The sequence below is a fragment of the Rhodococcus sp. USK10 genome (genome assembly GCF_019378875.1).
Taxonomy (GTDB): Bacteria; Actinomycetota; Actinomycetes; order Mycobacteriales; family Mycobacteriaceae; genus Rhodococcus_F; species Rhodococcus_F pseudokoreensis.
This window is the reverse complement of record NZ_CP076047.1, coordinates 912,849-935,697: the sequence shown is the minus strand read 5'-3', so window position 1 is coordinate 935,697 and position 22,849 is coordinate 912,849. Positions and strand designations below refer to the sequence as shown.

General features: G+C 62.8%; 19 protein-coding genes and 1 pseudogene. 16 read left to right on the top strand and 4 right to left on the bottom strand.

The genetic code is table 11. The annotated features are described in order from the left end of the window. The first annotated feature begins 71 nt into the window (after positions 1-71). The 6 genes from I1A62_RS04885 to I1A62_RS04860 all read left to right on the top strand — a co-directional run bounded on the left by I1A62_RS04885 (position 72) and on the right by I1A62_RS04860 (position 6,694). Positions 72-719, top strand: a complete 648-nt coding sequence (locus I1A62_RS04885) for a TetR/AcrR family transcriptional regulator (protein WP_219454499.1) — start codon at positions 72-74, stop codon at positions 717-719. Continuing rightward, positions 709-2,241 (top strand): GAF domain-containing protein, encoded by a 1,533-nt coding sequence (locus I1A62_RS04880; protein WP_219454497.1) that lies wholly within the window; start codon positions 709-711, stop codon positions 2,239-2,241. Before I1A62_RS04885 ends, I1A62_RS04880 begins: the two co-directional genes overlap by 11 nt. 11 nt (positions 2,242-2,252) lie before the next feature. Continuing rightward, complete coding sequence (locus I1A62_RS04875) at positions 2,253-2,900, top strand: response regulator transcription factor (protein WP_219454495.1); 648 nt, start codon at positions 2,253-2,255, stop codon at positions 2,898-2,900. Between the two features lie 378 nt (positions 2,901-3,278). After that, positions 3,279-4,469: a CaiB/BaiF CoA-transferase family protein gene (locus I1A62_RS04870; protein WP_219454493.1), complete on the top strand. Its 1,191-nt coding sequence runs from the start codon at positions 3,279-3,281 to the stop codon at positions 4,467-4,469. Then, the gene (locus I1A62_RS04865) at positions 4,469-5,416 is read left to right on the top strand and encodes an alpha/beta hydrolase (protein WP_219454491.1); all 948 of its coding nucleotides are present in this window, start codon (positions 4,469-4,471) and stop codon (positions 5,414-5,416) included. The genes I1A62_RS04870 and I1A62_RS04865 overlap by 1 nt, the downstream gene beginning before the upstream one ends. A 39-nt stretch (positions 5,417-5,455) precedes the next feature. Then, a complete protein-coding gene (locus I1A62_RS04860; RefSeq protein ID WP_219454489.1) occupies positions 5,456-6,694 on the top strand; it encodes an acyl-CoA dehydrogenase family protein in 1,239 nt (412 codons plus the stop codon). A gap of 382 nt (positions 6,695-7,076) precedes the next feature. Here I1A62_RS04860 and I1A62_RS04855 read toward each other — a convergent pair whose 3' ends face one another. The 3 genes from I1A62_RS04855 to I1A62_RS04845 all read right to left on the bottom strand — a co-directional run bounded on the left by I1A62_RS04855 (position 7,077) and on the right by I1A62_RS04845 (position 11,208). Continuing rightward, the gene (locus tag I1A62_RS04855; RefSeq protein ID WP_257890526.1) at positions 7,077-7,958 is read right to left on the bottom strand and encodes a zinc-binding dehydrogenase; all 882 of its coding nucleotides are present in this window, start codon (positions 7,956-7,958) and stop codon (positions 7,077-7,079) included. Between the two features lie 953 nt (positions 7,959-8,911). After that, positions 8,912-10,267: an MmgE/PrpD family protein gene (locus I1A62_RS04850; RefSeq protein WP_219454485.1), complete on the bottom strand. Its 1,356-nt coding sequence runs from the start codon at positions 10,265-10,267 to the stop codon at positions 8,912-8,914. Beyond that, on the bottom strand, positions 10,264-11,208 hold the full coding sequence (locus I1A62_RS04845; RefSeq protein ID WP_219454483.1) for a CoA ester lyase: 945 nt from the start codon (positions 11,206-11,208) through the stop codon (positions 10,264-10,266). Before I1A62_RS04845 ends, I1A62_RS04850 begins: the two co-directional genes overlap by 4 nt. Positions 11,209-11,514: 306 nt before the next feature. Between I1A62_RS04845 and I1A62_RS04840 the strand changes: the two genes are divergently transcribed. From I1A62_RS04840 to I1A62_RS04795, 10 genes are all read left to right on the top strand, one after another. Continuing rightward, positions 11,515-11,931 carry a response regulator transcription factor gene (locus tag I1A62_RS04840; protein ID WP_219454481.1) on the top strand — a complete coding sequence of 139 codons (417 nt, stop codon included), beginning with the start codon at positions 11,515-11,517 and terminating at the stop codon, positions 11,929-11,931. Further along, positions 11,928-12,380, top strand: coding sequence for a MaoC family dehydratase (locus tag I1A62_RS04835; RefSeq protein ID WP_257890449.1), 453 nt, complete (start codon positions 11,928-11,930; stop codon positions 12,378-12,380). The genes I1A62_RS04840 and I1A62_RS04835 overlap by 4 nt, the downstream gene beginning before the upstream one ends. 197 nt (positions 12,381-12,577) lie before the next feature. Next, positions 12,578-13,897: an MFS transporter gene (locus I1A62_RS04830; RefSeq protein WP_219454477.1), complete on the top strand. Its 1,320-nt coding sequence runs from the start codon at positions 12,578-12,580 to the stop codon at positions 13,895-13,897. A 101-nt stretch (positions 13,898-13,998) separates the two neighbouring features. Continuing rightward, the gene (locus tag I1A62_RS04825; RefSeq protein ID WP_219454475.1) at positions 13,999-14,499 is read left to right on the top strand and encodes a MaoC family dehydratase; all 501 of its coding nucleotides are present in this window, start codon (positions 13,999-14,001) and stop codon (positions 14,497-14,499) included. Continuing rightward, positions 14,496-15,050 carry a MaoC family dehydratase gene (locus I1A62_RS04820; RefSeq protein ID WP_332113185.1) on the top strand — a complete coding sequence of 185 codons (555 nt, stop codon included), beginning with the start codon at positions 14,496-14,498 and terminating at the stop codon, positions 15,048-15,050. The genes I1A62_RS04825 and I1A62_RS04820 overlap by 4 nt, the downstream gene beginning before the upstream one ends. Positions 15,051-15,093: 43 nt before the next feature. Then, positions 15,094-16,014 (top strand): CoA ester lyase, encoded by a 921-nt coding sequence (locus tag I1A62_RS04815; protein WP_219454471.1) that lies wholly within the window; start codon positions 15,094-15,096, stop codon positions 16,012-16,014. Positions 16,015-16,088: 74 nt separating this feature from the next. After that, a complete protein-coding gene (locus I1A62_RS04810; protein ID WP_219454469.1) occupies positions 16,089-16,820 on the top strand; it encodes an SDR family NAD(P)-dependent oxidoreductase in 732 nt (243 codons plus the stop codon). A gap of 13 nt (positions 16,821-16,833) precedes the next feature. Then, complete coding sequence (locus I1A62_RS04805; RefSeq protein WP_219454468.1) at positions 16,834-18,633, top strand: acyl-CoA dehydrogenase; 1,800 nt, start codon at positions 16,834-16,836, stop codon at positions 18,631-18,633. Between the two features lie 78 nt (positions 18,634-18,711). Then, the gene (locus I1A62_RS04800) at positions 18,712-19,866 is read left to right on the top strand and encodes an acetyl-CoA C-acyltransferase (RefSeq protein WP_219454466.1); all 1,155 of its coding nucleotides are present in this window, start codon (positions 18,712-18,714) and stop codon (positions 19,864-19,866) included. Between the two features lie 465 nt (positions 19,867-20,331). Beyond that, positions 20,332-22,185: an NAD(P)/FAD-dependent oxidoreductase gene (locus tag I1A62_RS04795; protein WP_219454464.1), complete on the top strand. Its 1,854-nt coding sequence runs from the start codon at positions 20,332-20,334 to the stop codon at positions 22,183-22,185. 384 nt (positions 22,186-22,569) lie between these two features. Here I1A62_RS04795 and I1A62_RS04790 read toward each other — a convergent pair. Continuing rightward, a pseudogene (locus I1A62_RS04790) lies at positions 22,570-22,692 on the bottom strand (SDR family oxidoreductase); the annotation flags it as partial. Positions 22,693-22,849 lie beyond the last annotated feature (157 nt).

Here is a 22,849-nt window from a genome sequence, read left to right as displayed (position 1 = left end):
GTCCGGACGGGCGGTCACGCCGCACTCGCTATGGTAGATAGTGAGCAACCAACTTACTTGGGAGGTGCGGGGTGACCGACTCGGTACGTTCGGAAAACCGGCAGGAAGAACGCTCAGGTCTATCTACCCGGCGGCTGCTGCAAGCCACGGCACAGTTGATCGCCGAGGTGGGATACGACCGGACGACCTTGGCCGAGATCGGCAAGCGGGCAGGCTACAGCCACGGCCTGGTCAGTCGGCGATTCGGGAGCAAATCCGCCCTCGTTGAAACCCTGATCCAGAAGCTGAGTGAGCGTTTCGGACACGAGCGGCTTCCGGACACGCTGTCCCATACGACGGGTATCGACGCACTTCTGGCAGTACTCGACGAGATCCGGAAGGACTCCGCGAATTCGCCGGAATCACTGCGCGGCTTTTATGCCCTGCTCTTCGAAGGCCTCAAACCGATCCCCGAATTGCACACCTTCGTCGCCGACCTCCACGCCGGGTATCTCGACAGCCTCACCCGACAGGTGGCGGCTGGCCGTCGGACCGGCCGACTCCGCAAAGGGGTCGACCCGGCCGAGATCACCGAGCTCACGGTCAACGCTCTCCGGGGCTTGGCATACCGGTGGTTACTCGATGAGGATCGCGTGGACTTCGACCGTGGACTCGATTCACTCGCCCGTCAACTCGCCCAACTCGCCGCCCCACCCAAGGACCGACACGATGACCGGTGACCGGGCTAGCAGCGATTACAGGACCCAGTACGAAGCCCTGATCGATCTGAGCAACGAGGGGCTGGCGGTCCTCGACGCCACCGGGCGCTACCTGACCATCAATCCAGCGGGTCAGCGCATCCTCGGCTGCAGCGAGGCCGACCTGATCGGGCAGCGGTCGGTGTTTCTCTGCGACCTCGACCATCCGCGGTCGCCGGGCCACAGCGTCGACGGCACGGTGTGGATCGGCACTGCCGAAGTCGAGTACCACGTCCGCACTGCCCCGCTCGACACCGCTGGTGGGTGCCGAGTCGTACGGTTCTGCCCTACCGATCCGGCCGTGCGGGACCGGCGTGCGCTGGTCGCCTTCACCCGGACCGCGGCCGCCATCGCATGTGAGAATCAGCTTGACGTCGTTCTCGACAGGCTCGCAGCCGAGGTACGTGACACGGTGGGGATGGCGACCTGCGCCGTCATTCTGGTCGACGAGGCCACCGGCGTACTTCACCATGTCGGCAAGTCGGGCCTTCCCGTCGACTACGGCGAGCGAATCGAGTTGTGTCGGCGTCAGGGTGCGCCCTTGGCTACCACGAAAGCGATCGACGAGGCGCGCGTCGTGGTCTCGGAGAAGTTTCGCGACGCTGCTCTCGCGGATCCCCGATGGCAACCCGTCCACGACATCCTTCGCACCATGGACTGGGACACCTACGTCGCTGTTCCATTGGTGGTCCGGGACAAGGTAATCGGCGCGCTCGCCGGCTTCTTGACCGAGGGACGGGCACCCGACCGAGAAGATATCCGTTTCATCGCCGCGATGGCCGACCAGGCGGCGATCGCGGTGTCGAACGCGCAGATGTTCAAGCGGCTCGAGCTGCAAGCCGCACGTGAAGAACGCCGGAAACTTGCCCGTGACATGCATGATTCCGTCACTCAAGCATTGTTTTCGCTCTCGCTGCGAACAAAAGCTCTCGAGTTGAGTGTCGGCTCTGGTGAGGACATCGACGTGGTCGAACAGGTCCGGCAGATCCACGAACTCGTCTGTGGGGCGCAGACGGAGATGCGAGCCCTGATCATGCACCGTCGCCCGGCCGCTCTCGGCGAAGAAGGCCTGGTCCCCTCTATACGTAAACACGTGGCCGCGGTTGCCGCGCGTGAGGGCCTATCCGTGGTGGTCGAGTCCGACGACGAGTTCTACGAGCTCGACGAGACCGTCGAAGAGGACCTGTTCATGGTTGTCGGCGAGGCGATCCATAACGTCGTCAAGCATGCGCAAGCGACCGGTGCGATCGTGCGGATCCGACGATCGTTCACGGACGCATCGATTTTGACGGTGTCGATCGTCGACGACGGAGTAGGCTTCTCCGGCCCGGGCGACGATCAGCAGTCGTTCGGTCTGGTCTCGATGTCGGAGCGGGTGAAAGCACACGGCGGGCACCTGACCGTACAGACCAGAGCCGGGAGCGACCCCGCACACGGCACCACCGTACGGGCAGAAATTCCCTGCTTGAGTCCCCTCGGTGAATCCGGTCGCGGGAAGATGTGAGGTGGTACGTAATGGATGAGATTTCGGTCTTCCTGGTCGACGACCATATGCTGGTTCGCCACGGTCTGAGGGCTTTTCTCGACACCCAGAAGGAGGTCACCGTCCTCGGTGAGGCCGAAAACGGCAAGCAAGCGATCGACAAGCTCAAGGTACTCGCCGCGTCGGATCAGTTGCCTGATGTGATTTTGATGGACCTCGTCATGCCCGAACTCGACGGTGTAGGCGCTATCACTGCCCTGCGCGCCACGCATCCGGACCTGAAAATAATTGCACTATCCAGCTTTTCGGAAACCGAACGGGTGCACGCCGCGTTGCAGGCAGGTGCCACCGGTTACCTGCTGAAGAGCTCCGATCCCGCCGAGATCATCACCGCCATCAGGTCGGCGCAACGCGATCAGGTTCATCTCGATCCTGCTGTCGCACAGGTGCTCGCGCGGTCCATGAGAACCGGTCACGGGGCCGCTTTGTCTGCCCGGGAACGCGAAGTGCTGGCGCTGGTGGCTCGAGGATACTCGAATCAAGAGATCGCGGACGCCCTTTTCATCAGCGAGCGAACCGCACGCACCCACGTCAGTCACATCATCTCCAAGCTCGGGTTGTCATCGCGTATTCAGGCGGCGCTTTGGGCGATACGCGAGGGCATCGCCACAATCGCGTGAGCGTGCCACCGCGACAGATGTCTCGCCGCAGACGCGTCCTACGCCCCTTCTGTGATGTCACTCATAACGGTTCACTGGGTGAAACGGATGGCATTGCAGGAAAGAGGCGATTGAAGATGTACTCCCGTCACGTCCGGGATGCGGATCCCTGCCCCGCGGAGTGCTCGGACGCCTTTCGGGCAGTGGCGGCCTCGCCGACCTGATCGCACCGAACCCGCGATCCTTTCGGATCGAGAACACCGACCCGCGAGGCGGGGAGGCGACAAATGTGGCTCGGCGCAATCCGAAGTGAAGCCACTCTCGTCAGCTCGACGAGCGAAATCGGGTCGTTGTCACCGGCCCGGCATATGTACTGCCAGCTCAACGAAGGAGCTCATTATGACCGGTCCACTTGCGGGCGTTCGGGTGGTTGATCTCACGGCCGCCCTCGCCGGCCCGTACACCACGATGATTCTCGCTGACCTCGGCGCCGACATCATCAAGGTGGAGCCGCCCGGTGGAGAGGTCACCCGGCGCGTGGGCCCGTATCCGCCGAGCGACGACGGTCAGGCGACGCTGGGCGGATACTTTCAGAGCGTCAACCGCGGCAAGCGCAGCATCGTGCTCGATTTGAAGACTCCCGAGGGGCACGCCGAGCTGCTCGAGCTGGTTCGAAACGCCGACGTCCTGGTGGAGAACTTCGGACCGGGGGTTGTCGAACGTCTCGACATCTCCTACGAGACCATGCGGCAGGTCAATCCCCGACTCGTGTACGGCTCGTTGACCGGGTTCGGCTCCACGTGGTCGGGAGAAAGTCCGTATATGAACTGGCCGGCCATGGACATCACCATTCAAGCGATGGCCGGTGCGCTGAGCATCACCGGAACCGAGGACGGTAAACCCGTCAAGATCGGCCCTGGTATCGGCGACATCTTCCCGGGAACGATGCTGGCAATCGGTGTGCTGTCCGCACTGTTCGAGGCCGAACGCACCGGGCAGGGCCAACAGATCGACGTCGCGATGTTCGACGCCATGCTTTCGCTGTGCGAGCGGATCGTCTACCAATACTCCTACACCGGCCAGGTGCCCAAACCCATCGGCAACACCCACCCGATCCTCACTCCCTTCGATGTCCTCGAGGTCAAGGATGGTTGGATCGCCGTCGCTGCGACCACCCAGCTGCGGTGGGAGGCGCTGTGCCGAATCATGGAGCGCCCGGAACTGATCGAGGATGCACGATTCCGCAACGAAACCTGTCGGGTCGAACACCGCGCGGAAATCCGCACTCTCCTCGACGACTGGTCACGAGATCTCACCCGCGCCGAGGTCACCGAGAAACTGGGCGGCAAGGTGCCATTCGGCCCGGTCAACGATATCCGCGACATCTTCGACGACCCGCACGCCTGGGCTCGGGACATGCTGGTCGAAATCGACAACCCCGGCTCATCGCAGAAAGCCATTGTCGCGGGACAGCCGATCAAGTTCAGCCGAACACCGTCGAAGGTAGGCACTCGTGCTCCGCTGCTGAACGAGCACGGCGCCGCGATCCGCACCGAAAACCGCTCCCCCGCATTCGAGCGGAGCCACTGATGCCCGGCTACGAAGTCAGTCAGGAATTCACGGCGCTCCTCGACCGCCTGCGCAGCGCGCCACTTCGAGCCGACAGCACCCCGATCGCCGAACTCCGAGCAAATTTCGAGAAGCTTGCGGCCGGTTTCTACGATCCCCCACCGGTGGACTTCGTCCCGGACAACGCCGACGGCGTCGACATCGAATGGGCCTACGCCCCCACCTGTGACCGCTCCCAGGTGGTGCTCTACCTGCATGGCGGCGGCTTCAGCACCGGCTCGATCCCTGCCTACCGCGACTTCTGCGCCCGCATCTCACACGGCACCAAAACCGCAGTGCTCTCGGTTGGCTACCGCCTCGCGCCCGAACACCGGTTCCCCGCCGCGGTCGAGGATTCAGTAACCGCATACCAGTGGTTGCTCGCCAACGGTATCGAGGCTCACCGCATCGTCATTGCCGGTGACTCGGCAGGCGGCGGACTGACCATGTCGACCCTGATCGCGCTACGAGACTCTGGGGTTTCACTCCCCGCCGCAGCGGTCTGCATCTCACCCAAAACCGATCTGGCCCTCACCGGAACCTCGGTACAGGAAAAAGCCTACGCGGACCCCATCGTCACCCCCGACGGCAGCTACACGCACGGCGTCCGGTACGTCGGTGAGGGCGGTGACCTCTGCCATCCGCTGGCATCACCGTTGTACGCCGACCTGCATGCGCTCCCTCCCGTGCTGATCCAGGTGGGAACCGCAGAAGTGCTGCTCGACGACTCACTCCGTCTGGCCCGGAAACTCCGAGATGCCGGCGGAGTCGTCGATCTCGACGTATGGCCGGAAATGATTCACATCTTCCCGTTCTTCGCCTCACGCATACCGGAATCGAAGCGGGCACTCGAGTACCTGAACACGTACATCAAGAACAGCCTCCACTCGCGGCAGACGGAGTACGAGCGGACAGTGCCGCACGAGTGAAATTGGATGACGCGAGTGTTCAAGGAGAAGAAATCCACCATGCCAGTAGCGAATCCGAATCGAACCCGGGACGACATCACCCAGCCCGCACAGCCCCCGCAGTTACATGCACCATGGGCGACGCCCGCCCGCGAGGCGCTACTGACCACGGCACGCACGTTCAGCTATTCCGAGGTCCTTCCCACCGCAAACGATCATGATCGCACGGAAGAGGCCATCCCCCCTGCGTTGATGATGCGTGTGGCGGAGCTGGGATACTTCGGGATCACCGTGCCGGCCGAATACGGTGGCCTCGGGTTGGGTGTTTTCGAATACGCCATGATCTCAGAAGAGCTGTCCCGAGCGTGGATGAGTGTCGCGTCCATCATCGCCCGGGCACAAGGACTGGGCACCCGGCTCGACGATCCCGGTCGACGCCGCGCGCTGACCGAACGCAGCGCCCGCGGCGAGTGGATCGGCGCCGCCGCGTTCTCCGAGCCCGAGTCAGGATCCGACCTCGGATCCGTCCAGACCGTCGCCCGACGGGTGGGCGACCGCTACATCATTAACGGGCGCAAACGCTGGTGTGGAAACGCCTACGAGGGTGACTTCATCCTCGTGCTGTGCCGGATCGAGGACAACTCCGAGGCGCCGGGTCCGATCCGGACCTTCGTGCTGGAGAAGCCGCGAAACAGTTTCCCGGCGGGGATCTCTGGAGAACCCATCGACAAAATCGGATACAACGGCATCATCAGCTGGGACCTCACCTTGACCGATGTGCCGATTGCCGCGGATGCGCTCGTCGAACCCTTCGGATTCTCCGGTGCCGAAGGTAAGGGATTCAAGGCCGTGGAGAATGGACTCAACGTGGCCCGGGTACAGACCGCTGCCCGCGCAGTCGGGCTTGCCCGCGGCGCACTCGAGGATACCGTGAACTACCTGCAGTCCCGAGTCCAGTTCGGGACACCGCTGGCCGACTTCCAGGCCCTGCGATTCACCGTCGCTGACATGGCAGCCAAAATCACGCAAGCCCGATCGTTCTACCAGTACGTCGCCAACCTCATGGACAACGGGGTGCCCTGTGAGCGGGAGGCGGCGATGACCAAGTTGTTGGCAACCGAAATGGCCGTCGAGGTCACGGGACAAGCAATGCAGTTGTTCGGCGGTAACGGATACACCCGGGAGTACACCGTTGAGCGGTACTGGCGTGATGCACGCTTGACCACCATTTTCGAGGGCACCAGCCAGATCCAGCAGAAGATCATCAGCGACCGCATCCTTCCGCGGCCTAAACGATGATGTGATGGGCGCGGCCTCGCTGTCTGCGTGCGGCGTAGTCGCGCCACCTGCATCGCTACGACACGTCCGGCGCAGAGCCGGTCGATGTCATCTCGCCGGACAACACAACGACCGGTTCCAGGGCGGTTTACTTGGGTCCCGAGTTTTGGGAACAGGGTGGCGGACAGTGCCGTGAGCAGAGTTGGTGGACCGAAGATGCCTGGGCCCCGTCTCATTCCGAGCTCTTCGATGCCGTCACGTCAGCTGGTACATCGTCGCCGTCGCATCAACTCTCTGGCGTGAGATCCGCCCACTGAGCGAAAGGACAACGACGGCTCGGCATGGGCTGGCGCGGGCAGCCGCCCTGCTCGAACAACGATCGAAGGTAACGAAGAAGGCAGGCTCAGGCCTTGAGTAAAATCCGAATTGGGTTATCTACTTTCGCTATGAAATTTTCGACCGCTTGGTGCACGTCTGCGAGGTCGTACACCGCGCTGATGGACTCGCTCAGGTCCAGGCGTCCGAGTCGGGCCAGCTTGACGATTTCCTCAACATGCCTGCGCTCCGATCCGTAGTGCCCGAGGACCTTTTTGGCATTCCTTACCAAATTCGGTGCGGATGCAACGCTGAACGTTGTATCCGAGACACCGACGAGCACCAGCCGCCCCTTCCGTCCGAGTGCGTCAAAAGCCTGCTGATGGATCGCGGGACTGCCGAAGAAGTCGAGAGCGACGTCGAGGCCGGCTCCGTCAGTGAGCCGATGGATCTCCGCGGCGAAGTCCTCGTGACGAGGGTCCAGTGCGAAGTCCGCTCCGGCAGCGACGGCGCGATCACGTGCTGCTTCGACCGGGTCGATAGCAATAATGGGTGCCGCACCAATGATGCGTAGCAATTTGATTGCGTGAAAGCCCAGACCGCCGATACCCCATACGGCGACGGACTGCGTGGGTTGCACTTGCGCCGTCTCGGTGATGGCCGCCCAGGGTGTAGACACCGCATCGGGGATGATGGCCGCGGTCTTCATTGAGATTTCGGGTCCGAGTGCCACCAGGGACTGGGCCGGAGCGACCACATACTGCGCCCAGCCACCGTCGTAATGCACGCCGAGGACTCTGGTGGATGTACGGGATTCCTCGACCGGATGGACAAGCGCCCTATCCCCGATCTGCCAGTCGGTCACGGCATCACCGAGCCGGTCGACGGTGCCGGCTACCTCGTGTCCGAGAGTCACCTCATCGGGCATGCCCGCGGCCAGCTCCCCCCGGATGAAGTGGATGTCGGTCAGACAGATTCCGGCCTAGGCGACCCTCAACCGCACCTCGGATGCCGTGGGCTCCGGAATGGCGACGTTCTGTATGTCGAACAGACCGGTGCTGGTGGCGAGCCGTGCGGCGGTCATCAATGTCATATCGTCCCTTACAGGTGTGTGTGGCGCTCGGCTACGTTCTCGGGCTTGATTGGCGATGCATTTCTGGCTATTTCGGTCCCCGAAGGACGTTGGTCATCCGCTGTCCTGGACACGTCGAACGTGGGATCGGGACTCCTGCGCCGCCCGGTCTCGGGATCGACTGGCGTCGTGAAATCCGGCCCCGTAGCGACGTCCGCAACGCATCCGCCGATGGTTGCTGCGGTCGCCGGTCCACATCGGCTTGGCCAACCCTTCCCGTTAAGTGAACCGCGCCACGTCCCCCGATAACAGAGACAAAGGTCGTATTCGCACGCTGCGCATTCACCCATCGGAGAGCAAGCGGAGGCTCTTGGCGACCGCGCGCTTGTCGTGCTCGACGCGCGAGATGGCTGGTCTGCCGATGGGAGAGGGCGTGGCTGGTGCCGTGTGAGTGGAGTAGTTCAACAGCTGCTCTCGCAACGCAACCCAAACGCCGCAGAAGTTCCGAGACCGGCAAAGAGCGACCAAATTTGCCGCTCCAGGGATCGGTCGGGCTACTGGGCCGCGCCATTTGACTCGACCGGCCCGATCACGGCTGGCGCACCCCTGTTGTTCGCTCGCGGCAAGGCCACCCACCTGACCGTGGCCCGGGAGATCGCGACATCAGGGAGCATGCGGTGGAACTCCGCTGTGACACCATGCGCTCTCAGCATTACGGATGGCGACGGGCATTTATCGACTTCCACGTCGGTCTGGTTCCGAGCTGAAGAATCGGTTGCGCCGCAAGCGAGGTATCCGACGGGATTGTGGGTTAGGCGCATCGTCGAAACACCTCGATACGGCGTACTTCGTCATTCGGAAGGCGTCCATGTGCGTGTCAGCGCGCGGATGTCTGGGCAGTGCTGCAACTGAGCGACCTGTTCAGCGATCGCGGCGGCCCGCGAGGGCGAAACGAGGGTGCCGGCGAGTGCACAGAACTTGCTCTGAATGCGTTGGTCCTGTTCGGAGACGTCATCGAGCCAGCCCCGTTGTCCGGAATCTGCGAAGGCGCGCATTGCCGATCCATCGCGCATCCGCAGACAGACCTGTGTCTCGGTCTTTGCGAGGTCCGGGTCGGGGCAGATCCGCACAGTCTTCGTCAAGCGCTCGATTTCGGGATCGCCGAGCACCTTCTCGGTGAACTGATCCGCTGCGGCCGTTCCCTTGACCAGCGCCAGCGCCGCCGCAAAGGCGATGCTGAACTTGGCTTCGAGCACCGTGCGGGGGTCGGCGATCGTGCAGACACCGATACAAATCGGTGGAACGTCCAGTTCGATGGCCTCGATTGTCCGTGGATCGAAATTCGGGGTGTTGCGCAAGGTCAGGACGGCGTCGATAGCGGCGTGCGTGCCAAAGCATGCCGCGTGTTCTTTGATCCGGGTCTCGAGCACGTGCCAGGGATCTCCGAAGGGTGTTCGTAACGGTGTCTCGTCGAGCTCGTCCGCGTGCGTGGCCACGAATCCCTGGGGCCCGAGTAACGATTCCTCCGAGGCAAGGAACCCGTTCATCGCCAGCCGCGCCGCCTGCACGCCGGCCGTCGCTGCGCGGCCGGCGTGCAGGGGCTTGCCCATGGACCCGAACATGGCCTTGAGACCAGCCGCCTGCGTAGAGGCAATCCGGAGAGCCATCATCAACTGGCCGGCGTTTGCACCCAGCAGGTGGCTTACCGCTGTCGCCGCGCCGAACGTTCCCACCGTTCCGGTCGTGTGGAAACCGCGCGCGTAATGACTGGGTCCGATCGCCATGCCGAGCCGCTCCTGCAGCTCGTATCCGGCGACGTATGCGGTAATCAGCTCTTCACCGCTGCAGCCGATCTCCTCTCCCACTGCGACGAGGGCGGGAAGGAGCGGCGCAGACGGGTGGATGCCGGAACCCGGTGCCCAGTCATCGAAATCGAGAGCATGTGCGGCGGTGCCGTTGATGGTTGCGGCGACGCTGACCGCAGCCGACTGGGAACTGCCCCAGATCCGGGCCGGGCCATCGGCGTGCTCCGCCGTCAAAGTCCGGCGAACGATACGTGTCACCGGTTCGGTCGTACCAGCGAGCGCAACTCCCAGCGTGTCGAGGACACAGTGAGTGGTCATCGTGACCACAGCCCGTGGCAAGTCCGAATATCGGAGGTTGGCGGCGGCGTGGGCCAATTGGGCGATAGCGCCGCCATCGGTCACTGCGCGAGCTCCTTGGTACGCACCATCTCGGCGCGCCGCCCCTTTTCCGCGGTGACGAGGGCAAGCTTGCGGGTGGCCTCGTCGATCATCTCGCCGTCGAGCATGGCCGCGCCGCGGGCTCCACCGTCCGCCGAGCGGTGGAAATCGTAGGCGTCGAGGATCCGCTCGGCCTTGTCGTAGGCCTGCTGGGTCGGAGCGAACACCTCGTTGGCGGCATCGACCTGAGTGGGGTGCAGGACCCATTTTCCGTCGAAGCCGAATGCTGCGGCGCGCTGGGCGGCTTGGGTGAATCCTTCGGTGTCACCGATGACGGCGTACGGCCCGTCGATCACCTGCAGGCCGTGCTTGCGGGCTGCGACAGCGAGACTCATGAACACGGGGTCGATGGGATTGTGCCCGCCGTAACTGTTCTCTCCGATGACCAGTGTCGGAATCTGCATGGCGGCCATGAAATCGCCGGGACCGAAGATCAAGGTCTCCACGCGGGGTGTGGACGCTGCGATGTCGTCGACGATGCTCAAGCCTGCCGGCCCCTCGATCTGGACCTCGATACCGATTTTGCCCTCGGGCAGCTCAAGGTCCCGCTCGAGCTGGGTGAGCAGAACATCCAGCCAGTGGATGTGTGACAGTTTCTCGACCTTGGGCAGCATGATGCAGTCGATGAGGTGCCCGGCCCCTCGCACGATCTCGATTACATCGTCGTATGCCCAGCGCGTTTCGGCGTCGTTGACGCGCACCGCCAACACCTTGCCCGCCCAGTCTCCCTCGCGCAGTGCGGTGAGCACGTTTGCACGGGCGGCGACCTTCTCGGTTGGTGCTACCGAGTCTTCGAGGTCGAGGAACGCCTCGTCGACAGACAGACCCTGCGCCTTCTTCAGCATTTTCGGATTGCTGCCCGGCACAGCGAGGCACGAGCGGCGGGGGCGGAAAACACGGGTCATGGAGAAACTCACCTTCGATCGAATTCACAGCACACGCCACAACCCCGTCGCGGGGTATCTGGGGTGGCGTCGGAACGAACGAGCGGATTCGCTCGGTGCAGCAAGCGTACCCAGCAGGCTGGGGGACGACCAGTGGGCACGGCATGTTAGTTCATGGACGAGACATTTGACTCGGAAACTTCGCGCGCCAGGACTCTCCGTGAGAGCTGTCACATCTGATTGTATGGCTACAGAGCATAGACAGGGATCGCGATGACAACGACAACGACTGCCGCCGGGCACATTCGGCACGCAGGACCATCAATCATGATCATCGACCCGGACCACAGGGTCCGGTCCGCTCTGAGGCGACTGCTGGAAGCCAGCCACTCGAATGCCTCGATCGTGGAGGCAGGAAACGCCGCGACTGCGCTCGCCGAGTCCGGGTCGAGATCGTTCGACCTGATCTTGGTGGACACGCTCCTGCCTGACCTTCGTGGCAGCTGTGAACTGATTCGGCACATCAGCGACCAGATCACCACAGCGGTGATCGCACTCGGTGTCCGGCAGGACGACGCGGCCAGTGCGGTGTCGGCCGGTGCGCGCGCGTTCATTCGGAAGACAGCATCGTCCGAACAGTTACTGAGCGCCGTGCGCGCAGCGTCCACCCAATGGTTCGAAACGTCCCCACCGTCCGACAGCTCCGGCGATCCACACGGCAACGAAGATTGGAGCACATTTTGACGACCTTCACCTCGGTCGAGCACCTCAAGCAGTCCAAGGGCGCCGATCTCGGTCGTTCCAGGACGATCGAGGTCCCCCAGTCACGAATCGACGCCTTTGCTGACGTCACGGAGGACCGCCAGTGGATTCATATCGACCGGCAGCGAGCTACCGCCGGTCCGTTCGGCTCGACGATCGCCCACGGGTTTCTCACGCTGTCGTTGGCGGCTCCGTTTCTGAATGACCTTCTGCAGGTCGAAGGGGCCGCCGCTTCGATCAACTATGGACTGAACAGGGTGCGGTTTCCCTCGACGGTTCCCGCTGATAGTCGACTTCACGCCCAGGGCCGACTGATCGACATTGTCGAACGGCCGGGAGCAGTCGACGCAATTGTTGAATTGTCCATCTACGCCGATGATTTCGCCAAGCCGGCGTGCATCGCGGAATCCATTATTCGTTTCGTTTCCTGACGTAAGGCACTGCCATGGTGAACGCCGCGCACACCACAGCGGGATGGTTGGTGGTTGACAACAAACATGACTGAGCTCACACTGAGCTCGCTCAATCACCTTCACCTCTTCAGCTCCGCGCCGCTCACCGCCTGCGCCCCGGTCACGGCAGCCCTCGCGACGGCACGGAGCCGACTCGCCATCCCGAAAGGTCGCTCATGTCCGAGCTCAGCACACCCCTCGACCGGCTGTCGTCGCCGCCGGTAGCGCAACCCAAGCGCGTATGGTTCTCCAGCTTCATCGGTGCATCGATCGAGTTCTACGACTTCAGCATCTACGCCACCGCCTCGGCCCTCGTCTTCGCTCCGTTGTTCTTCAGCCCGGCCCAGGCCTCCATCGGCGTCGTGCTGTCATTCGCCACCCTCGCCGCCGGATATTTCGCCCGTCCACTCGGCGCAGCGGTATTCGGGCATTTCGGCGACCGAATCGGCCGAAAGACCACCCTCATCTCGACAGTGCTTTTGATGGGCGTCGCCACCGTCCTGATCGGCGTGCTTCCGACCTATGACCAGGTAGGGGCTTTGGCGCCCGTTCTCCTGGTGATGCTGCGCATCGTGCAGGGTTTCTCGGTCGGAGGTGAGTGGGGAGGCGCCGTGGTGATGACAACCGAGCACTCCTCGACCGAACGCAGGTCGTTCATGGGAAGCGCCACCGCAATGGGCTCGGCCTTCGGTGTTCTCCTCGGCTTCCTCGCCTTTGCTGTTGTCGTTCCGCTGTCCGGGGACGGCTTCATGACCTGGGGCTGGCGACTGCCGTTCCTGGCCACCGTGGTTCTCTTCGGTCTTGCGATCTACATGAGACTTCGCATCACCGAAAGCCCCGTGATGGTTGAGGCGCACCACAATCGCAGTTCGGCTACCGCCCTTCCCATCAAGACCCTTTTTGCCGGATACGGTAAGCCGGTCTTGCTCGCAGCGGGAGTCTTCACGGGCCCCTTCATGATTCACTCGTGCATGGGGACGTTCTTCATCTCCTACGGCGTCACCGACCTCGGCCTGGACCGGCAATTTCTGCTTAATGCCTCGGTGCTAGGTATGCTCGCAGCTCTCATCAGCATTCCCATCGGTGGCCTTCTCGCGGACCGGTTCGGGCGCCGACGCGTACTGGCCGTCGGTGTCATTCTCGCCACCGCCAATCTGTTCTTGCTGTGGCCTTTGTTCCTCAGCGGACAGCCGGCTGGCATCATCGTTGCCTACGTTCTGGTGTTCACCTTCCACTCACTGTGCCTGGCTCCGATCGGCGCGCTGTACTCGGAACTGTTTCCGACAGAGGTTCGCTACACAGGAGTGTCGATGTGCTACCAGATCGCGTCACTGGTCGGCGGCGGTCTCGGCCCACTCGCCGCATCCCTCCTGGTCGCGAACGGGCTCGGTATCGGCGCCGTAGTCGCCATGCTTGCCACCTTCTGCGTTCTGGCCGGTCTCTGCGTCATGCGTCTGCCCCGCACCGACCACATCGACCTCCGTCGAGTCGCCTGAACCGTCCCCGTCACACCCACCGTGGCACCGACCTCCCGCCTGTGACCGCCGACCAGCACGGCACGGGCGCCATCAGTCCCACGAATCGTCAGGAGAGAACCATGACCGCGACCGTGCCGTCCCCGAACCTCGAAGACTTTCCCGTACGCACGAGAGGGGCGTACTTCGAGAAGTTCGCCTCCGGTGACGTCTTCCATCACCATTGGGGTCGGACGATCACCAGCGCGGACAACACATTGTTCTCCACGGCCCTCGCGCACTGGTCCCCGATGTACCTCAATGCCGAGTATGCCCGTGCACACGGCCACCAGGACGCCGTGCTCAACCCTTTTCTCGTCTTGTGCACGGTCGTCGGATTGTCGGTCGAAGACCTGAGCGAGTCCGGCGGCCCCTTCCTCGGCATCGAGGACTGCATTTTCGAGCGGCCCCTCTTTGCAGGTGACACGGTGCGCGCGGAATCCGTGGTGCTCGACACCCGGCCCTCGGGCAGTCGACCCGGCTACGGAATTGTGACCTGGAAGACCACCGCGTACGACCAGCACGGCCAGGTCGTCCTCCACTTCATCCGCAAAAACCTGCTCGCCGGAGAGCAGTTGCGATGACCCACGGGAAAACGCCAACCGGACCCAGCCGAGAAATGAGCCCGCACATGCCTGATACCCAGTCGCTTACACCGAGCGAGCCCACGATGACCGAAGATTCGGCCTGGTTCGAATCCTTCGAGGTGGGACAGCGCTGGAGGCATTTCCGCGGCGCCACCATCGATGAGGTCGAGAACCAACTCATCACGAAGCTGGTCATGAACACCGCTCAAGAACATTGGAACGAAGCCGCGATGGCCGACTCACCATGGGGCAAGAGCCGTCTGGTGTTCGGTCTTATCACCGGGTCACTCACGCTCGGCTTGGCCAGTCAGGACACCGCCGAGAACGCCCTGGCTGAGCTTTCACTCGACGGAATACGGTTCAAATCTGGTGTCTTTCATGGCGATTCGATTTACGCCTACACCGAGGTGATCGGGGTAGAACCGTCTGATCGGCCTGATGCCGGAATCGTGGAATTCCAGCACTGGGGGGCGACCGCCGATATGCGGATCGTCTTCGAATGCTGCCGCAAGGTCCTGATCAAGCGCCGCAGCCACTGGCGAGCCTGACGCGAGCCCCATCATCCCCACCCCCGCTAGAGAGGAACATCACATGTCCGAGACCAGGCCTGTTCGTCGGCGCCGATCCGAACTTTCCACCCCCGCCACCAGTGAGAAAATGATGGCCAAGGCGGCAGCGAGCGACGCCGATCTCGTCTTCCTCGACCTGGAAGACGCCGTCGCACCGAACGCAAAGGACGTCGCCCGCCGCCAGGCCGTCACCGCCTTGCAGACCCTGGACTGGGGAAACAAGATTCGCGCGGTCCGCGTCAACGGGGTCCAGACCACGTGGTGTCTCGACGACATCACCGAGGTCGTCGCCGGCGCTGGCGCTCACCTCGACGTGCTGATCCTGCCGAAGGTGAAGTCCCCGCGTGATGTCTGGTTCGTCGACACCCTGCTGACGCAGCTCGAGTACAAGCACGGCCTGAAGGTCGGGGCGATCGGGCTCGAGGTACTGATCGAGGAGGTCGAAGCACTCGCTGCGGTGGACGCCATCGCTGCCTGCAGTCCGCGGCTGGAAGCTCTCATCCTCGGGGTCGGAGACCTCGCCGCCAGCCACGGCATGCGTTCGGCACACATTGGAACAGCCGCTGGCTACCCGGGTGACATCTGGCACTCCGCCCGGACGAAAATGATCGTCGCGGCGCGGAGCAATGGCCTCGATGCCATCGACGGTCCCTTCGGAGACTTCAAGAACGACGACGCCTATCTGCAGCAGGCGAACTGGTCCGCGGAGCTCGGAGCGGTCGGCAAATGGGCCATTCACCCGAATCAGGTCACCCTCGCCAACGCAGTCTTCTCCCCCTCCGAGACGGAAGTCGCTCAGGCGAAGAAGGTCGTCACCGCAATGCGCGAGGCCGAAGCCGCCGGGGACGGAGCCGTCGCCATCGACGGAATCATGATCGATGCCGCCACCGCCCGCATCTTCGAAACTGTGCTGCTGCGCGCATCGGTTGTCGACCAACACTGACCGGCCGGCACCGGAACGAAGCAACATATCCCGCCGGCGCACCCGAGTCGGAACAACCACAACAGAGGAACTTCATGGGCAACATCAACTACGACTTCACCGGCCGCACCGTGATCGTCACCGGCGCCGCCCGGGGCATCGGACTCGAAGTCGCGAAGCATTTCAACAACTCCGGTGCGGACGTGGTCATGGTCGACTTCGACGGCGACGAGGTCAAACAGGCCGCCGAGACCATCGACGCGACCGCCGTTCAGGCCGACGTCAGCAACACCGACGACGTCGAACGCGTCGTCAATGACACCGTCAAGCGGACCGGTCGAATCGACGTCATCGTCAACAACGCCGGAATCCTGCGCGACCGGGTGCTGTGGAAGCTGACCGACGAGGACTGGGCGCAGGTGCTCGACGTCCACGCCGGCGGCTCGTTCCGGTTCACTCGTGCCGTCGTGCCGCACTTCCGTGCACAGAACTACGGCCGCATCATCAACGTCACGTCCTATTCCGGCATCCGCGGCAACCGGGGCCAGGCGAACTACTCCACCGCCAAGGCCGGCATCATCGGCCTGACCAAGACCTCGGCGAAGGAGCTCGCCGCATTCGGGATCACCGTCAATGCGATCTCACCGAACGCCGCCACCCGCATGACGGCGTCGATCCCCGACGAAAAGGTCTCCGAGGTCACCGGCCCGATAGCCCGATTCGCCGACCCGGCCGAAATGGCCAATGCCATTGCCTTCCTGGCCTCCGAGGAGGCCGGGTACATCACCGGCGTAGTTCTGCCGGTGGACGGCGGAGTATCGATGTAGGAGTGCCACGATCATGACCACACCACCCCTGTCACGACGCGACCTCGATTTCCTGCTCTACGAGTGGCTCGACGTCGAGTCATTGACCACTCGTGAACGCTTCCAGGAACATTCACGCGATACGTTCGATGCCGTCCTTGACCTGAGCGCAGACATCGCCGTCAAGCACTTCGCCCCGCACAACAAGACCGCGGACGCAACCGAACCGACAATCGGCGCCGACGGGAAGGTCATCACCCTCCCGGAAACCAAGAAGGCCTTGGAGGTGTTCGCTCAGGCCGGCCTGTTCGCCGGATCATTCGACGAAGACCTCGGCGGCATGCAGCTCCCGACGTCGGTCATGCGCGCCTCGATCGCCTGGTTCCAAGCGGCGAACGCCGGGACCAGCGGGTACCCCTTCCTGACGGTCGCCAATGCGAATCTGCTGGTGGCGCACGCCAGCAAGGAGCAGATCGACGGATTTGTCCGCCCCATGCTCGAGGGACGATTCTTCGGCACCATGTGCCTGTCGGAACCGCAGGCCGGATCATCCCTGGCCGATATCAGCACGAAAGCCGTCGAACAGGAGGACGGTAGCTATCGGCTGAGCGGGACGAAGATGTGGATCTCAGGCGGAGACCATGAGATCAGCGCCAACATCGTGCACCTGGTGCTCGCGAAGATCCCCGGCGGCCCCCCCGGCGTGAAGGGCATTTCCCTCTTCATCGTTCCCAAATACCTGCTCGACGATGCAGGCAATCCGGGCGAACGAAATGACGTAGCGCTGGTCGGACTCAACCACAAGATGGGCAATCGCGGCACCACGAACGCGCTGTTGAACTTCGGGGACGGCAGCTACTCCCCAGGCGGTCGCCCGGGTGCCGTCGGATACCTCGTCGGACAACCCCATAACGGGCTCTCGTACATGTTCCACATGATGAACGAGGCACGCATCGGAGTCGGATTCCTGGCCACCGCACTCGGTTACGCAGGCTTTCTGCAGTCGGTCGACTATGCGAAAACCCGCACCCAGGGCCGAAGCCAATCCGGAACGGGTTCCACCGCAAAACCAGTGGCGATCGTCGAACACTCCGACGTCAAACGGATGCTGCTGGCGCAGAAATCCTACGTCGAAGGCGCTCTTGCACTTGGACTATACTGTTCCAACCTCGTCGATGAGCAGGACACCCTCGACGACACACAGCAGCAGGCCGAGAAAACACTGCTACTCGATGTGTTGACCCCGATCGCGAAGAGTTGGCCATCCCAGTGGTGCCTACGCGCCAACGACCTCGCCATTCAAGTGCACGGCGGTTACGGCTACACCCGCGACTACGACGTCGAACAATTCTACCGCGACAATCGGCTCAACCAGATCCACGAAGGTACACACGGCATCCAAGGCCTCGACCTGCTCGGCCGAAAGATGGTCATGCAAAACGGTGCGGGTCTGGACCTGCTCGTGACTACCATCGGTTCCACCATCGAACGTGCTCAGCACGCGGGCGGCGAAGCAGCCGATCTGGCCACTGATCTCGACGCTGCACTCGACCGCACCCGAGCGGTGACGACGACTCTTCGCGACGAACCCGACAAGGCGCAATCGCTGACCAATTCGTCGATCTACCTCGAGGCGGTCGGCCACGTCGTCGTAGCCTGGATCTGGCTCGAACAGTTCCTTGCAGTCGGAGACTCGCAGGGAGACTTCTACGACGGAAAGCGTCAGGCAGCGCGCTACTTCTTCCGCTACGAACTCCCCTCCACGGGAGCACAGTTCGATCTTCTCGCCAGTCTCGATCGGACGACACTCGATATGTCCGCAGACTGGTTCTGAGGATGGCCGGTCACCGCGCACCGGTGAGAGCGGCTCTGCCGCAGTACCCGCATACCATGTTCCGCTCGATCAGAAAGCATGTTCATGTCTCGTGAAGCAGTCATCGTCGATGCCGTCCGCTCGCCAGTTGGTAAAAGAAACGGAGGGCTGTCTTCCGTTCATCCTGCCGATCTGTCGGCGCATGTGTTGTGCGCGCTCATCGAACGGACCGGCCTCGATCCCGCGTTGGTCGAGGATGTCATCTGGGGATGCGTCAGTCAGGTCGGTGAACAGAGCTTCGACATCGCTCGGACCGCGGCGCTGTCCGCAGGATGGCCCATTCACGTTCCCGGCACCACCATCGATCGGCAGTGCGGGTCATCGCAACAGGCCGTCAGCTTCGCCGCAGCGAGCGTAGTTGCCGGGCACTACGACATCGTCGTCGCAGGCGGCGTCGAATCCATGTCCCGCATCCCCATCGGATCGTCGACCGCGGCGGGCAATTCCCCGCTCGGTGAGCTCTACTCCCAGCGGTTCGGATCCGAGTTCCCTAATCAAGGAATCGGTGCGGAACAGATCGCCGACGACTGGGGACTGTCGCGAACACAGCTCGACGAGTTCGCCCTTAGCTCCCACGCCAAAGCGGCCGCGGCAATCGACGCGGGACGATTCGAATCCCAGATCGCATCCATCCCGGTAAATGGAGAGAAAATAGCGGTCGACGAGGGGGTCCGGCGCGGCGGCACCCTCGAATCGCTCGCCAAGCTCAAGCCGGCCTTCACCCCGGACGGCAAGATCACCGCGGCCAATTCCTCGCAGATCAGCGACGGCTCCGCCGCACTGCTGATCATGGGATCCGACACCGCCGCCGAGCTCGGTTTCACGCCGATCGCAGCGATCGATACCGCCGTCGTCATCGGATCTCCGCCGATGCCGATGCTGACCGGGCCCATCCCAGCGACCGAGAAACTGCTCGCTCGACGCGGCCTCACGATCGACGATATCGGAACGTACGAGGTCAACGAAGCTTTCGCCTCGGTTGCCTTGGCGTGGCTGAAGGAAGTCGGGGCCAACGAAGAACGGTTGAATCCCAATGGTGGCGCCATTGCACTCGGGCACCCACTCGGCGGGAGCGGTGCCCGGCTGATGACGACCATGGTTCACCACATGCGCGAGAACGACATCGAGTTCGGCCTGCAAACCATGTGCGAGGGCGGCGGACAGGCCAACGCCACCCTGCTCCGCCTCCTCTGACACGCTTCTGCCGGGTCCCGACCCACGGTGCATGCCAGGCCACCGGCCTGCGCTCGTGAAACGGGGTGCAAAGGTGCCGCTACGAAACCTTGCCAGCGTCGTGGCGTGCCGTCACGGTCGACTTCGACCGTGGCGGCTGTCGTCTGTCCGAACCAGGCTGGAATCAATTACGTGTCGTCCCGTCCGAGGGTGTGAGTCTGCGCGGGCGCCACACCGCTTTCGGGAAGCACCACCCCGTTTTCGCAACAATTGTCTCGGTCCGTCGCGACCGATGTCGCTTCACGGTGATGGCGATCACTGATTAGCTGAATGCAGTGCGACGGTAGCAATTCCAGCAACCCGGAGAGGTCACTACTGCCCAGCAGTATGCCCCGGGATCCGCTTCAACACCGCTAGGAATGCACACCAGCAGACCTGAATACGGCGTCACTCGAACTGACGCCGCCAGACGAGGGTGAGGAACCAGTGTCGAACGACAAACTCATTGGTGAGCTGGATTTCGATCCAACCGCTCTGAAAGAAAAATACGACTACGAACGTGATCGCCGCATCCGCCCGGACGCAAAGAAGCAGTACGTCGGCACCTCAGTCGGGCGGTTCGAGCAGTACAGCCGTGACCCGTGGAGTGACGCCGACGTTCCCCGCGAGGCCTTGACCGAGCACACCTCCGTCATCATCGCGGGCGGCGGCTTCGGCGGTCTGTTGCTGGGCGCTCGGTTGCGCGATGCCGGAGTGACCGATATCCGGGTGATCGAGACGGGCGGCGACTTCGGTGGAACGTGGTACTGGAACAGATACCCGGGTGCCATGTGCGACATCGAAGCGCACATCTACCTACCTCTGCTCGAAGAGCTGAACTACGCGCCGAAGCATCGCTACGCCTATGCAGCAGAAATGCTCGAGATCAGCCAGCGAATCGGTAAGGAATACGGACTCTACGACAAAGCCTGCTTTCACACCGCGATCACGGGCGCACAGTGGTCCGAGGACGAGAACCGTTGGCACATTCAAACGGACCGCAACGACAGGCTGACCGCCGACTACTTCCTTCTCGCCTGCGGCCGTCAGAGCCTGCCGAAACTCCCCAATTTGCCCGGCATCGATCAGTTCGAAGGCCACATCTTCCATTCGAGCCGATGGGACTACAGCTACACCGGCGGTACCAGCGAGGGCGGACTCACCGGACTGAAGGACAAGCGAGTCGGAGTCGTCGGAACAGGTGCGACGGCGCTGCAAATCGTGCCCGAAGTCGCCAAAGACGCCGGCGAGCTCCTGGTGTTCCAGCGGACACCCTCGACCGTCGGGGTCCGCGGACAACGCGAAACCGGTCCCGACTGGGTCGATATGTCCAAACCCGGGTGGCAGCGCGAACGCCGCGAAAACTTCCAAGCCCATGTTCAATTCGGCACCCAAGCCGGCTACGTGCGGCCCGAGGTCGATTTGGTGGGCGATGGGTGGACTGGAGCATTCGAGGTCCTCGCCGAGCCGGAAGACTCGGTGACCAAGCGGTTGGGGCGGCCGCCGACGCAGGAAGAGCTCGCCGAGCTGTCCGAGATCAACGACTACAGGTTGATGAACCAGATCCGGGGCCGCGTCGACGACGTGGTCGAAGATCCGACCACCGCCGAGGCCCTCAAGCCGTGGTATCGCTGGTGGTGCAAGCGGCCCGGGTGGCACGACGACTACCTCGCTGCGTTCAATCGGAAGAACGTCACGTTGATCGACACCCACGGTCAGGGTGTGGAGCGATTCACACCCAACGGTGTCGTGGTGGACGGTATCGAGCATCCACTCGATTGCCTGATCATGGCAACGGGATTCGAATCGGCAATCTCCTACACCGAGTTGACTGGATTCGACATCATCGGGCGGGAGACAACACTCTCGCAGCACTGGGCGAACGGCGTCCGGACACTGCACGGCATGTCAACCGACAAGTTCCCGAACATGTTCTTCATCGGCGGAAACACCCAGACTGCGTCGGCGGTGAACGCTGTGCACCTGCTGGACGAGCAATCTCAGTACGTCGCGCACATCATCGCGCAGACCGACGCCAAGAATGCACGCGCCGTCGAGGCCGAACCCCAAGACGTCGAACAATGGGTAAGGATCATCGCCGAATCCCCGAAGAATCACGCGATGTTCCGATTCTTCGCGCAATGCACACCGGGTTACTACAACGCCGAAGGCAAAGCCGAGAGTAGCGCCGACCTGTTCATCGGCGGGCGCTACGGAGACGGTCCACTTGCCTACTACAACGTCCTGCACAACTGGGCGGCCGACGGGCAACTACAGGGGTACACGCTCAAGCAGGAGTGAAGTTCGAGAGCGAAATTCGAACGCGGCCGGCGTGCGAACACCGGTAAGTTCCATCCTCACCAGTGTCCGCACGCCGGCCGCACGTGTTCTCCGAATTCACCAGCTACTCGACCCCGACAGCACATCTCGGATGGATCGATCGTGAACCGGTATCTCAGCGACCAGAACGGTCAGTGGTGTCCACTGGATGAGCCGAACCTGGGACAGACGACACTTTCGGGATCGACGGTGTTCGAACATCTTGCAGCGCCGTAGCCTTGACGATTGGAAGAAAGCGCGGCGCATGGGTGGACGGACCGTCGCGTCACGGGCTCTTGTGCGTCCATCGACAGGTGGAAGCGAGCAGGGGTTCGATGAAATAGCTGCAGATATGTGAGATTCCACTCAAGCCAAGGGGGTCATACCGTCCACGGCAAGGATGTGTCCCGTGACGTAGGAAGAGTTCGGCGACGCCAAGAAGGCAATTGTTCGCGCGACATCTTCGGGCTCACCCAGCCTCCCGAGGGCGCTGTGCGAAGCCTTGTCCGCGAAGCCTCAGCGTCCGCACAAGATCACCTTCGGGATTCGCCAGTCGTGCTGTTATCGAAGCCGCCCCTCGCTGTCTCCCGGCGCGGCATATTTCGTCCGTTCCTGCACGAAATCCTCGGTCGAGGTGTGCGGAGCG